The sequence below is a fragment of the Paenibacillus agaridevorans genome (assembly GCF_003112455.1).
In the GTDB taxonomy this organism is placed as follows: Bacteria; Bacillota; Bacilli; order Paenibacillales; family Paenibacillaceae; genus Pristimantibacillus; species Pristimantibacillus agaridevorans.
In genome coordinates this window covers 42,765-56,240 of the sequence record NZ_BDQX01000291.1, presented here as the reverse complement: position 1 = coordinate 56,240, position 13,476 = coordinate 42,765, and the positions used below count along the sequence as shown (strand labels likewise).

At 50.8% G+C, this 13,476-nt stretch carries 9 protein-coding genes; 1 reads left to right on the top strand and 8 read right to left on the bottom strand.

What is annotated here, in order from left to right:
- Nucleotides 1-12: 12 nt before the first annotated feature.
- Together PAT3040_RS24240 and PAT3040_RS24235 are read right to left on the bottom strand one after the other, a co-directional pair.
- Entirely contained in the window at nt 13-984 is a 972-nt protein-coding gene (locus PAT3040_RS24240; RefSeq protein WP_108994700.1) for an N-acetylglucosamine kinase, read from the bottom strand.
- Between the two features lie 139 nt (nt 985-1,123).
- A complete protein-coding gene (locus PAT3040_RS24235) occupies nt 1,124-1,975 on the bottom strand; it encodes an AraC family transcriptional regulator (RefSeq protein ID WP_108994699.1) in 852 nt (283 codons plus the stop codon).
- Between the two features lie 175 nt (nt 1,976-2,150).
- Between PAT3040_RS24235 and trhO the strand changes: the two genes are divergently transcribed.
- Nucleotides 2,151-3,044 carry an oxygen-dependent tRNA uridine(34) hydroxylase TrhO gene (gene trhO, locus PAT3040_RS24230; protein ID WP_108994756.1) on the top strand — a complete coding sequence of 298 codons (894 nt, stop codon included), beginning with the start codon at nt 2,151-2,153 and terminating at the stop codon, nt 3,042-3,044.
- 65 nt (nt 3,045-3,109) lie between these two features.
- Here trhO and PAT3040_RS24225 read toward each other — a convergent pair whose 3' ends face one another.
- The 6 genes from PAT3040_RS24225 to PAT3040_RS24195 all read right to left on the bottom strand — a co-directional run.
- Nucleotides 3,110-3,340 carry a hypothetical protein gene (locus tag PAT3040_RS24225; protein ID WP_087572690.1) on the bottom strand — a complete coding sequence of 77 codons (231 nt, stop codon included), beginning with the start codon at nt 3,338-3,340 and terminating at the stop codon, nt 3,110-3,112.
- A gap of 339 nt (nt 3,341-3,679) precedes the next feature.
- Nucleotides 3,680-9,352 (bottom strand): S-layer homology domain-containing protein, encoded by a 5,673-nt coding sequence (locus PAT3040_RS24215; RefSeq protein ID WP_108994698.1) that lies wholly within the window; start codon nt 9,350-9,352, stop codon nt 3,680-3,682.
- Nucleotides 9,353-9,527: 175 nt separating this feature from the next.
- On the bottom strand, nt 9,528-10,385 hold the full coding sequence (locus tag PAT3040_RS24210) for a carbohydrate ABC transporter permease (protein ID WP_108994697.1): 858 nt from the start codon (nt 10,383-10,385) through the stop codon (nt 9,528-9,530).
- Nucleotides 10,386-10,403: 18 nt separating this feature from the next.
- The gene (locus tag PAT3040_RS24205; protein ID WP_108994755.1) at nt 10,404-11,273 is read right to left on the bottom strand and encodes a carbohydrate ABC transporter permease; all 870 of its coding nucleotides are present in this window, start codon (nt 11,271-11,273) and stop codon (nt 10,404-10,406) included.
- Between the two features lie 83 nt (nt 11,274-11,356).
- The gene (locus PAT3040_RS24200) at nt 11,357-12,715 is read right to left on the bottom strand and encodes an ABC transporter substrate-binding protein (RefSeq protein WP_108994696.1); all 1,359 of its coding nucleotides are present in this window, start codon (nt 12,713-12,715) and stop codon (nt 11,357-11,359) included.
- Nucleotides 12,716-12,817: 102 nt separating this feature from the next.
- On the bottom strand, nt 12,818-13,476 hold a 659-nt coding region (locus PAT3040_RS24195; protein ID WP_181376804.1), incomplete at its 5' end, for a helix-turn-helix domain-containing protein.

Below are 13,476 nucleotides of genomic sequence, written 5' to 3'. Positions count from 1 at the left end.
AGCAATACCCTCCTATAAAGTGATTTTTCGCAATCTTGCGTCCGTCTCTTCGTCTATCGACAATCCCGCGCTGTCCATCGCGCTCATAACCGCGCCGATCACGGGGTCGATCGTAAGCTTGACAACGGAAGCGCCCGGCGCCTCGACGCGGATGGCCTCCCGGATGGCGTCGACCATATGCGGCGAACTGCCCCGCATCATGACGCTGCCCGTCAGCACGACGTCGAACGTATCGTCCTGCATGCCCAGCCTTCGAATAAGCGCCAGCACGGCATTGGCATGCTCGCGGCCCGTTTCCTCCAGAATGCGGATCGCCACATCGTCTCCTCCGACTGCCGCCTCGAATACGAGTCTCGCCAGCCCGGCCGGCGGACGCAAGCCGTTGTAGAGCGCGTCGTCGTACATCGCCTCCACGGACGGATAACCAAGCTTGGCCGGGACGGTCTCCGACAGCACGGACGGTTTCTCGCGCCCTTCCCAGGACCGGATCGCCGTGCGGAACGCATGAATCCCGAGATCGGTGCCGGACCCTTGACCGTCCCCGAACAAATAGCCGAAGCCGCCATATTGCAGCTCGTCTCCCGCAACGTTGCGTGCTGCCGCGTTAAAGCCCGTTCCGCTGATGATCACTGCTCCGTAGGACTGATGCGTGCCCGCGCGCATGCCGATCATCGTGTCGCAGGCGATTGCGTACCGCTCATAACCGAGCGAAGCGATCATCGGCCGAAGAATTTCGTAATCCGGCTCTCTATCGGCTCCGGCCAGCCCGAAGTACGCGAACGTCACTTCCCGCTTCGATACTCCCGCTTCGGCCAGCGCCGCGTCGCAAGCCTCCTCGATATGGGTTTTTGCCTCTTGGAACGCCGTTTGATGGTTGCCGTTGCCGCTATGTCCGCGACCCAGCGCCTCGCCCCGTTCGTTTACCAGCAGGGCATGCGTTTTTGTTCCTCCCGCATCTATGCCTAAGTATAGGATAACCTTCACGCTCCTCGTTCATGGGGTATAGGTAGAGATTACTCATGTCTTAGCTCTACTATAATAAAGAAAAACACCGTCCCTCTACGCTAAAGGAACGATGTTCTGATACGATCTTACTGTTTTTGCGCGAAATCGAGAATTTGAATCAAGCCCTCAGCTCGGAGGGCAGCTTGCCGATATGGCTCTTGAACAAGCGGTTGAAGTTCGACAGATTGCGGAATCCGCATTCCGCCGCAATATCGATCATTTTGAGCTCCGTCGTCTCGATCAGATCGACCGCCCGCGACAGCCTGAGCTGGATCAGGTAGTCCATCGGCGACGTGCCGACGATGCTTGCGAACAAGGCGCTGAACCGCGACGGGCTGAGATGGGCCAGCTTCGCGAGCTCGCCAAGCGTCCAGCCCTGCGCTATATCGCCTTCCATGGCGCGCAGCACCCGTCGGATCGTCTCCGTCCCTCTGGCAAGGGCTGCCTTTTCCCTGGATTTGTTGACAAAATATCGGTTTGCGTAAGCTAGAAACCTTACGAGCTGCGACCTTACAACGGCCTCGAAGTGAGGCTCTTTGCGACCGTATTCGTCCTTCATCTCCTCCAGCAGCGCTCTCAGCCTGGGCAGCTCCGGATTGTCCCGGTCAAGCACGTGATCGAACGTTCTGCCGGTTCCCCGGAACGGCAGCAGCAGCTCCGTATCATACCGCTGTTCCAGCGAGAGATAGGCCGGATCGAACATGATAACGCCAATTACCAGCCCGCCCGTATCGAATGCGCGATGCAGATCGCCCGAGTGGATGAGGACGATGTCGCCTTGCATCAGCTCGTACCGGTTGCCGTTGATGAGGATGTAGCCGACGCCGCTCACAATGTGGTTGATTTCCAGCGCATCGTGCCAGTGAAGCCGCTGGAAGAGCGGGCTTACGCCCTCCGTCTGCGACACAAGCAAAGGAAAGCGCTCCGGCATCTCGATCCGATCCCGGATGATCGACGGATTCGGTTTCATCGTCCCTCTCCTCTCCTTCCTAATGCTTTATAGGAAAGTATAGCAGAGTTAAACGAATCATGTCGCCTGATCCAAAGGCGGCTACACCATGCTGGCAGTCTTTGCTGTTGAGATCGCGCCCCGAGTCCATTACAATGGAAACAATACTTACTTAGTTAAAGAAAGGACTTTCTCCATGACCGAACAATCCAAATATCAAATCTTGTTGTATTATAAATTCGTTCCGGTGCCCGATGCGGAGCAGTTCGCTGCCGAACATCTGGCCTACTGCAAGGAACTGAATGTGAAAGGCCGCATCCTGATCGCGGACGAAGGCATCAACGGGACGGTTTCCGGAACCGTCGAGCAGACCGAGCAGTATATGCGGGATATGCACGCCAATCCGCTGTTCGCCGATATGGTGTTCAAGGTTGACGAAGCAGAAGGACATGCCTTCCGCAAAATATTCGTTCGCTACAAGAAGGAACTTGTAACGCTCCGTTACGAGAAGCCGCTCGATCCCAATACGCTCACAGGCACGCATCTGTCCCCCAAGGAGTTCCACGAATATTTGCAAAGAGAAGATGTTATCGTCTTGGATGGACGCAGCGACTATGAATATGATCTCGGTCATTTCCGCGGAGCGATCCGGCCCGATCTCAAGACCTTCAAGGAATTCCCGGAATGGCTTCGCGAGAATATGGCGGACCTGAAGGACAAGCCGATCCTGACCTACTGCACCGGAGGCATCCGCTGCGAGAAGCTGACCGGCGTCATGCTGAGCGAGGGCTTCACGGACGTCTATCAGCTAGACGGCGGCATCGTCACTTACGGCAAGGACGAAGAGGTTAAGGGCAGACTGTTCGACGGCAAGTGTTATGTGTTCGACGAACGAATCTCCGTTCCCATCAACCGCACGGACGAAAGCGTCGTAGTCGGCAAATGCTACCATTGCGGAACTCCTGCCGAGATGTACATTAACTGCGCCGACGATACTTGCCACCGCCAGCACATCGTTTGCCCAGACTGCGAAACCTCGCACAATGGTTTCTGTTCCGCGGAGTGCGAGGACAATGTTAAGGTCGGATAGTGTATATAGACTTGCAAAAACTCTCTTCCCTAGCCAATGGAAGAGAGTTTTTTTGCAAATGCGCTTCAATTCGCTTCTTTTAAATGACGTTCCGCCTGCGTCACTATTCGAATGACTCCTGCACGTTCATTCCACGTTATGTATTGTTTCTCCTCCAGAGCCCGAATAGCCGTTGCAATTCGCAACTTCGATCGACCGGTCAATCGCGCCAACCGATCCATATCGATATGTGCCGATTCAAACCGGTATAAAGCGTAAAACATCCGGAACAACTTACGCGCTGTCTCGTCCAACATTCCGAATCACCTCCACGTCTACAATACGTTCAAGGTAAAATAAACGGATAGACTGAGCTGAGTAACAGTACGCTTTCATGACATCTTTTACTATTGAAATAACCCTTATGTTGCGAATTGAAACGTTGCCGTTCCGGTCATTATAGATGAGTTGAACGGTCTTGCCGACGTATTCTTCCATAGAGCCCACCTCGTCAAGTACTTGATAGTAAGTCCATTATACACGAACATCTGTTCCTATTTCAAGTCGCATAAAAATGAAATTCGCTAACGTGAGAAAACCTCCTTCGATCAATCGGTTTGAACCGAAAGCGAAGGAGGTTACATGGACTCATTCGTTTATTTTGCTGATTGCTCCTTTAATCTTACAACGATAGCCGCAGCTTCCGCGCGGGTAACGATGCCGGCTGGCTTAAACAGCCCTGCTCCCGTGCCTTCCATCAACCCGCTGGCTGCAACTTGAGCTACATACGATTGCGCCCACAAAGGTATTTGCTCCGCATCGCGAAACTGGCTCAGCCCTGCATCGCCTCCAACATGATCCGTTCCGGCTATGACACGCGCCAGCACTGCGGCCAGCTCAACCCGTGTCAGGCCTTTCTCCGGACGGAAGCTGCCGTCGTCGTACCCCGCAATCCAGCCTGCTTCCACAGCAGACGTTACTGCATCAGCGGCCCATTTACCGATCGTTTCTTTATCAGTGAAACTTGGGGCTTGCCCAGTGCCAGCTTGCGGCGTCAGAGTCCGTGCCAACATCACGATCAGTTCCTGACGGGTCACAGCCTGATCGGGACGGTAAGTTTGATCGGCATAACCCGTAACAATACCCGCTTGCACTGCTTTTTCAATCCAGGATTGCCCCCAGTGGCCGGCGATATCGTTCAGTTCTTTCGTTGGCTGCGGGCCGGCCGCCTCATCCTTCAATACCATGACGGCATAAATCCCCAATTGATCAACTTCGGCAATAAAGCTGTCGCCGTCCACTTTGCCCTCTACTTTAATCCACATTTTTTGTTTAACATCATAACGCATAAGAGTCGGTTTTTGCTCTTCCCCTGATTTGCCTGCATCGAATGCGATGCGAAGGATAACTTTCTTTTTGAATGCGCCTGCCGGATCCTGACTTAACTCGAATACCGGGCTAATCCGATTTTCCGCTTGCAAATCCTGCAGCTTTTGCTCTTCTAGCCTGGCAATTGCAAACTGCCTGCTCGTATCTGTAGCTCCAGCCGGGATTGTCAGCTTCATTTGCCGGTCAAGGCTGACCTCCCCAGCCCCTCCGGCTGGCAAGTATAGCTGTCCCGAAGCAGATTCCGTCGCTCCCGGATAGACAGGCGGATTGACGACTGGCGATGCCGCTATTGTAATGGTCACAGTCGCCGTGTTCGAGTAACGATTGCCATCGTGAACCCGGAATGTGAACGAGTCTTCTCCAGTTGCATAACCATGCGGCGTATACACGAATTCCCCTGTCGCCTCATTACGGAGTTCCACCGTCCCCAGTTTACCGTTTGCAACAATTTCATACCTTAAATTCGACACGCCCTCAGCTTGCAAAGTACCATTTAAATGTTGATCTGTTGTGCCTGCTTCAAGATTAAGGGCAAAACTGCTATTATGGGCAATCGGCTCCACTTCCTCCCCCGTCAATGGTAGTTCCAGCAATACCGGTTCATGAGCGACTAGCAGCAGGGATTCGCCTTCCGAATGTGTCTCGCCGGTGATAAGATTTTTCCAATTGGTCACAGTCTCGCCGTTAACGACAACGCGCACTGTTTTATCGCTCCATGTGTAGTTCGTCGCATTGATCAGCAATTTGCCGTCATGCTGCACGGAACGCCACTCCGTCTCGAATACCAGCTCATTGCTATCGGTATCCATTAATTGCACATTTATCAAACCCTGCTCCTCAAACTCGCTTGTCATGGCATTGCGCAACGCGAGTGATGAAGCAGCGGCAGGGAATATTAGCGTATCTTCGTGCTGTAGCAGAACATCGCGCTCCACAGTCGGCAATGGACGATCATACTCATCGAAAGATAATGATTGATCACCGATAATGACTAGCTTCCCTCCATTGTCCACAAATGGTTTCAATGCATCGAAGGTACTTGCCTGCACATGTTTCGCATTCGGGATAAAGAGCGTTTTGATGTTCGCAAGCGCCCCGCTCGCAATCTGATTTTCAGATACAAATCCGACCTTCAGTCCGCTGTAACTGATCGCCTCATAAGCAATATTGCTTGCAGCCGGATGGTCAACGTCATACATGACAGCCGGTATCGAATAGAGAATAGCCACCTCGGCTTTATCCTGTTGAAAAGCCGTTACCTGATCGGCAAGCCGGTTCAAATCAAGATGCGTCCGGCCTACAGCTGCGATGACATCAGGACGATGCAAAATACTGCCTTTGAAATCGCTGTTCTGATCATAGGTTCTTTCCCAGACCCAGATCGTTGCCGCGCTCAGACCATGAATGCCTCCTTGCCACAACACGGAACGCACATGCGGCGCAAACTCTGGAATATAGCGCTCCTCGCCGTCCACGATCATATGATGCTCTGAATTGAAGATCGGAGCCTGCTTCATCGAAGTCTGCAAATCATAAAACTTCAATTCGCTTGTAAAGTTTCTGGTTGGGCTGCCATAGATATTGTAGTTATCATTGCCGTTAATTTGGGATAGCTGGCTAAATTCCTCCGGATCTACTCCCCATGTCAAATTGCCAATCTCATCTAGCGCACGGTTCATTATTTTTGCATGCAGTGGAAGATCAGGCGCCATTTCATGGATGATATCCCCCATCCACTTATGCCAATCAGAGAAAAATTTATTATTGAATTTCACATAATCATAGAATGCCGGTGTACGGGTTACTCTGTCCGGCAGCGCCACATCGGAAAAACTCGTATAGTTTGTGCGATGCAAGGCATTAAGCGCTGCAATATCACCCTCATATTTCTCCTCCAAATATTCCTGCCATGCTGGTGTATTCGCTTCGTCCATATTGGAATGGTGAACGCTTTCATTAGATAGCGTAATACTATGCAGCGATTTGTAATCCTTGACTAAAGGAATGACCAGCCGCAAATAATCCTCCATTAATTGTCGCGCCCGCGGGTTGTCAATCGCGAATTTGATCCCTAAACTGTTGCTGCGAAGCTCAGGCCACTTCTCTAAAGCCCATGCAGGAAAATAATGCGGCGACAGCAGAAGCGTAACCGCAACATCGTTTTCCTCAGCTGCTTTCAGAGGTTCAATGACGTTTTTTTGAATAGGAACAATATCCCCAACATAATCGTCGTTGCCTAACTCAACGAATTTATTGGCATCAAAACTTCCATTGACCACCAGATTCTCGCCGGATCCATTTTTGACATACATGCGCACATCGTCAATCCATAGATTTTGGGTCACATTTTCAGAAGCAAACATTAATCGAAACTTGCGATCATTTTGCCCGCTCTTATACTCATAAGTGAACTCCTGCCAATCAAAGGTGCCTTGCGGGAACGAGGAACGATGTACCCAGCCCGGGCCTCCCGGAAACCATGCATTGTTTACCCCTTCTCCTTTGGCCCACACTTTGATTTCATAGGTCGTGTCCGGTTCAATATTTACTTCCTGCCAAACATTTATATATTTCCCAGGGCTTTTAGGAGTCTGATTGCTAATGCGAAGCGACCCGCCGCTATCGCCATGACCGATCATCAAATCACGCACTGCTTGAGCGGATACGCTTGATTTATCGATATTCCAATCCGTAAAGTTTTCCTTGGGCTTAATCACCGAATTAGGCCCAATCTCTATTTGGATCGCATTAGCCCCGTATTCCTTAAATAAAGGAATATCTTTTTTCGCCTGTGCGAAATGGCCATATCCCGTGAACAGCACGGGTTTACGCACAATTTCATCACTTTTCGAGGAACGAGTGTCTGCAATAAAAGCCGTTTTGTCGATATCAATAGAACCTGTGACATATCGATCCACCACAAACGGTATCTTCTCTCCGCTTAAATACGCCTGCACATTGCCGGCAGCCTCCTCATACAGCTTCTCAAGCTCTTTAATTACATAGGAAGCCCGATCATAATATTGCCGATCAATATCCTCTAGTCCATAAGCAATAAACTGATCGATAATCGTATAATTTACCCGCTCATAATCAACGGCAAGCCCGGCTGTTTCAGCCGTCGTCAACAATGCTGCGAGCGCCGGCAACTTTAAACGCAATTGCTCAAATTCCACTGCCAGATCCTGCGGATTGGCCAACACATTAATCGCCAACTGATCCTGCTTTACCAGATTACCTGTTAGTGACTGTGCAGATACAGAGAGTGTGTAACTGCCCTGCTCCCTCATAGTAAGCGGAAGCTCCTTTTTCCACACTTTTCCGCCCGGTATCACTGCCTCATAGTTTTGAAGCCCTAATATTTCAGAGGTAACGGCCAGTGTAATGGTTTCCTCGCCAAAGTTAGGAATGGCTAGATCGTATTGTTGATTGAAACCGGCAGCGAACTCAGTAGGTCCATCCAGTACGACTGTCCATGTTTCGTCTTCCTGGAGCAGAAGCAATTCAGCCATATCCTTCGGGTTTTTCCCTCTGCCGATCGCTCCCGTCCATTCAATCCAGCCCCTTCTGGCGTTACCATCATTATCATTGATGAGCAAAGTCATTGATACTTTGCTGTCGGGTTTATCTGCCAAAATGGCCTCCCAGGGCAGCTTGGCTTCATAATTTGTCGTGGTACCGTTTCTGCTGACATGATATTCCACCGCCTCCTTGGGCAGCTTTGCCTCTCCATCACTCCATCTCCAAATTTGCTTTCGCCCGTCGTTAAGTACGTTGAAGCCATACTCGGGCCCATACAACTCTGTATCAGGCGTAAACGCAAGTTGCAAACTGTCCCCTAGCCACATGTCGCCGTCTGCCACTCCGTGATGGATGTTATCTTCAACCTTGATCGCAATGTACAACGCATCATCGTCGTAAGCAAACTTGGCCTCTGCCGACAAATCCTCCGGGCCCTTCCAATCCGACATCAATACTTGCCGTTCTTTATCATCAGGCAATAAAATACCGGTGGACGAATGCCATTTGTCCCAGTTGCCGTCAACCTCCAGCGGCGCCGTTTTTCTAATCGGGACCTTCCGTCCTTTTCCGGCGGCTGCTATGTAAGCTTCAAAATCCAGCAACTCCTCTCCTTCCGCTTCAGCAGCAATCGTATAGTTGAACGCAATCGGCTCTATTTCCCCTCCATCACTTGTTCGCGCGTAAGCTTTAATCTGAACCGCCTTATCAATCATTATGGGCTGTTCATACGCTTTCGCCGTCGCAGAATGATTTGGATCGCTTCCGTCAGTCGTATAATAAATGGTTGCTTCCTGTCCTTCTGCAGCCAAGGAAAGCTTCGTCCCTCTCTTTACTTCTCCTGCGGGAGGATTGGCTGAAAGTACAATCGACTTGCCCTCGAAACTTCCATTTCGAATCAGATTGCCGTCGGTTCCCTGCTTAACCATTCTCACTTCATCTACCCATAAATTCGTGGTCCGCCCCTCCAGCAAAATCATAAAGTCAAAGGAGGTTTGGTTTGATCCGGTTTTATAATTGATGCTGAATTCCTTCCAGTCGTATGTTCCTGTCAAGTTGCTCCGAAGCGCCCAGCCTGGTCCCCCGCCAAACCAGGCTCTCCCTACGGAGTCCCCCTTCGCCCACAGGCTGATGGAGTAGTTTGTATCTGCTTCCACAGGAATGCTTTGTTTGGCAAAATAATATTTATTCGGCACACTATCCGCATTAAACTCGAACTGCAACGCATATTTGCCTTGATGAACGTCAGGCTCGCCGACCAGCTCATAACTGCCGGCGGACACTCCTTCAAACTTCCAGTAATCGACTTTCTCCGGTGCGCTGTCCGCAGCATAAACACTGACATGGAACAGGTTCGTTGCTAGCAACGATACAATCAAACTTACTGCAAGTATCCATCTTCTAAACTTTACTCGAGTCATCTTATCCCTCTTTTCAATTCATTTACGGATCATTCAAAGCTTTCGGTTAAGCGCTTTCACTTTCCGGCATCGAATACATTTCTCCTTCTGTTGCTCCGGCAAGAACATTCGTATTGCCGGAGTAAACCAACAGCAGAACACTTACTATTAGACATTTGGTTTGTTAAAGAGTCGTTCACCCTTTAACAGCCGAGCTTGAAAACCCTTGAATAATATACTTCTGGCCCAGAAAGAAGACGATGAGCAGCGGTACGACACCTGCGGTGGCGGCGGCCATCATCATGTTGTAGTCCACGCCCGCTTCCAGCATAAAGTTCTGCATGCCAAGCGGCACCGTGAACAGCCTTTTGTCCAACAGGAAAATCAGGGCGTTTTCATAATCGTTCCATGTCCATGTGAAATCAATAATGGCGAAGGTCGCCAGGACCGGTTTGGAAAGCGGCAAAAACAGCTGAAAGAAAATCCGGAAATGGCCTGCGCCGTCAATAAAAGCCGCTTCGGATATTTCATGGGGAATGCTCATAAAAAACTGCCGGATCATGAAGACGCCAAATACCGTAAACAAGCCTGGGAGAATGAGAGCCCAATGGGTGTTGTAAATATTCATCCAATCAAACATAATAAATTTCGGGACGAACAGCACTTGCTGCGGAATCATCATCAGACATAGATAGAGGAGAAAAACGGCATCCCTGCCCTTGAACGGAATGCGGCTGAAGCCGTATGCGGCAAATGCGGCCAGCAAAGGCGCCCCAATCATCAGAACCAGGGAGATCTTCAGGGAGTTCAAATAAAACATCGCAAATCCGTCTCCGGTCGTCCAGACCTTGATGTGATTGGTCCAGACCGGATCGGTCGGAATCCACTGAATCGGGTAAGTGAACACGTCGATCGCTTTCTTGAAGGAAGTGCTGATCATCCAGATCATGGGCGACAGCAGCAGCAGGCTGGCTAACGCCATCAAGATCGTGTTAAAAGATTTGGTCAATTGTTCTCTGACTTTTCTGATTTTTCTGTCTTTAATAGCATCCATGTTGCGAATTCCCCTCCGTTAGTAATGGACCCACTTTTTCTGGCCTGCCCACTGAATCAATGTAATAAACAAGATAATCAGGAACATGGTCCATGAGACGGCTGACGCATACCCCATTTCGTAGAAGCTGAACGCTTTCTTATATGCGAAAATGGAGAAAACCGTCGTACTATTGGCAGGGCCTCCCTGAGTGATGGCGTAGATCATGCCAAAACCTTTGATGGAGCCGATAAAGCCGGTAATCGTCAGAAATAACGTCGTCGGACTGACCAAAGGAAAAATGATCTGGCGCAGCAGTTGCCCGAACGTCGCTCCGTCTATCCTCGCGGCCTCCAGCTGCTCCGAAGACAACTCCTGCAGCGCAGCCAAATAAATAATCATGTTGTACCCGATGCCGCCTGCGGTCATCATGACCAGCACCGCATACATCGCCGTATCCGGCGAAGCGAACCACAGCGGCGGCTCGGATATGCCCACGGAACGAAGAAATGCGTTAATCGGGCCGTTGGTGGGCTGGAACAGCACCATCCAGACGAAGGCAATGGCAATGCCGCTCGTAAAATACGGAGCGAAGAAAAAGGCACGCAGCGTCTTCTGGAAGTAAGTCCTGTTGTTAAGCATGACCGCGATCAAAAAACCGAGCATGATCGAAATCGGTACGGGGATCAACACCAACAGGGTATTTTTGACCGATACAGCAAATAAATCGTCTCTCACCATCATCCTGAAATTATCCAATCCGATAAAACGCGGGGGTTGCCCGCTAGCAAATACCCAATCCGTAAACATCAAGTAAAAGGAGAACAGGGCCGGAATGAGCATAAACACCGTCATTCCGATCAGATTGGGACCAATAAATACATAACCAATCAGCCTCTGCCGCTTCATCCAGTTCACGATCGGTCACCGCCTTTCTCTATAAGTTGGAAGAAACGCAGGTTTCTAGTCCGCGCTTCTCCCGAGCATTGCCGTTATTGCGATGACGTTTTCAAATTTGCGTTATGAACCCGCGCCAATTCCTTGGCGCCTTCCTCCGGAGTCAGCTTTCGGGAAAACACATTGTCGTAGATGGCCTGCTGTTCGCTTCCCGTCTTCCGATCCAGACGGCTTAAGCCCAGCGGAAGGTCCCCGAACATAACCCGCTTGATCGAATCCAAATCATAGGTATCCTCTACGCCTTTAAACATGAGAGCAACAGCCTCATCGACAGGGAAATCCTTGGATGCAGGCACTCTTCCGCCAGCCGCCATCGGCAGCATGCCGCTATCCGCGTACCATTTGATAAACTTCTGCGCAGCTTCCGGATGTTTGGTACGGGGGTTGATCGAGATCACGTCGCCCAGACCGCCGGCGTTAATGTAATCGGATTGATCCTTGTTCACTCTGGGAGCCGGCGCTGCCGCCACCTTAAACGTCCGTGGATATTCCGCCATATTGTTCGTCGTGCGGAAAACCTGGTTTGTGGAAAACAGCATGGCCGTTTCGCCTTTCACAAACATCTGGTCCAATGCGGGCTTGGACGTTATCTGCTCGGTATGGGGCATCAAACTTTTGTCCGTAAACATCATGTCCGTATACACCTGCAGCGTTTTGACCGTCAGCGGATTATCGAAAGCCGAGGTGCCGTCCGGGTTGGTTAAGGTCAGGCTCTTTTTCAACATAGAACCGTTGATAGGCACATTGAAGTAGTAATCGCTTTGCGCCAATCCCCAAACGTTGTCATCCTTCAGCTTGGCTGCATATTCCCGAAACTCGTCCAGTCCCCATTCCGTCGGAACCGGCAGTCCTTTGGCATCGAGCATATCCTTGTTAAGCCAGACAAAGGACGGCCCCTTCGAGGTAGGTACGCCGTAATATTTGTCGTCCACCTTCCACAAAGCGGCTCCTTCGCCCATTTTTTCTTCCACGCCGAAATCGGTGAATTCACCTACATCAAGCGCGTTGCCCGCTTTGACCCGCTTCTCGTAGAGGCTGTAATCATAGCTGACATACATGTCCACGGGTTGACTCGAAACGAGCGCCGTATCCAGCTTCAGATTGCCGGCTTCGTCGTTGACGAACCGCACATACTCCACCTGGATATCCGGATTTTCTTTGTTCCAGTTGTCGACGACTGTCTGAGGCCCGTTCTCCACTGGCACAGCTCCCCAAAAGGTGAGCTTGATTGGATCAGCGTTTGCCGTCGCGCCGGGTTTGGCGCTAGGGGATGATGCCGGCCCCTCCGTTCCACCGTTTCCATTCCCGTTTCCGTTTCCGCTGCAGCCGACAAGCATGAGAGACGCCACTACAGACCATGCCACGCCTGCGGCCAACCACTTTCTGTTTTTCATTGTTCTTGCAACCTCCCTAATGAGATGTTTGTTACATCCCAACTATATCAATTGGCTCCCGGGCCAATAAGGGACGAAACTTGCCGATTAACCGTACAAAACTTACTTATTATTGTCTCTCCTGAAAGAGCTGGGCGTTTGTCCGGTCATACGCTTAAATGTTTTGATGAAGTAGGCATCGTCGGCAAAACCCGTCTGGCTTGCGATTTCTTCCACGCTCAATTTGGAGTAAAGCAAAAGGCGTTTGGCTTGCTCGATCCGGATATTTCTCAAATAAGCGATAGGAGTGAGCCCTGTTTTTTTGCCGAATATGGTGCTTAGATAGTCCACGTTGATAGCGACCAGCTTGGCCAAGTCAGTCACCTTCATATTTTCCCTGTAGTGTTCCAGCATATATTGAATAACCCGGTTAACCTCCGGATGGTCCGTATAGCTTACTTTCTCCTCCTGCTTCCGCCTTATGTGCTCCTGTATCGTCTGTTGCACTTGTGCGAGCAGCGATTCGTGGCTCATCGCGGCGTTGACGTACGCCACGTCCTTGTACAAATCCGCGCCTTCCTCCGCATTCCTTCCGGCTAACATTTCCAATACATGCAGCAAGCGGACAGCCAGTTGCTTCACGTCGATATGCGAGAACGACATCCGCTTCATGCTCTCCCAGATCAAGGCAGCCGTCTCGGCGCATTTGGCTGCATTACGTTCCTCGAATGCGCGCACCAGCGCTGCCTCCAGCTCGCCGATTGGCGGCAGCGCCGTCTCCT

Bases quoted from the DNA above. Each gene is read 5' to 3' on its own strand.
- PAT3040_RS24205 (WP_108994755.1), bottom strand. From the start codon at position 11,273: ATGAAGCGGCAGAGGCTGATTGGTTATGTATTTATTGGTCCCAATCTG.
- PAT3040_RS24210 (WP_108994697.1), bottom strand. From the start codon at position 10,385: ATGGATGCTATTAAAGACAGAAAAATCAGAAAAGTCAGAGAACAATTG.
- PAT3040_RS24200 (WP_108994696.1), bottom strand. From the start codon at position 12,715: ATGAAAAACAGAAAGTGGTTGGCCGCAGGCGTGGCATGGTCTGTAGTG.
- PAT3040_RS24235 (WP_108994699.1), bottom strand. From the start codon at position 1,975: ATGAAACCGAATCCGTCGATCATCCGGGATCGGATCGAGATGCCGGAG.
- trhO (WP_108994756.1), top strand. From the start codon at position 2,151: ATGACCGAACAATCCAAATATCAAATCTTGTTGTATTATAAATTCGTT.
- PAT3040_RS24215 (WP_108994698.1), bottom strand. From the start codon at position 9,352: ATGACTCGAGTAAAGTTTAGAAGATGGATACTTGCAGTAAGTTTGATT.
- PAT3040_RS24225 (WP_087572690.1), bottom strand. From the start codon at position 3,340: ATGTTGGACGAGACAGCGCGTAAGTTGTTCCGGATGTTTTACGCTTTA.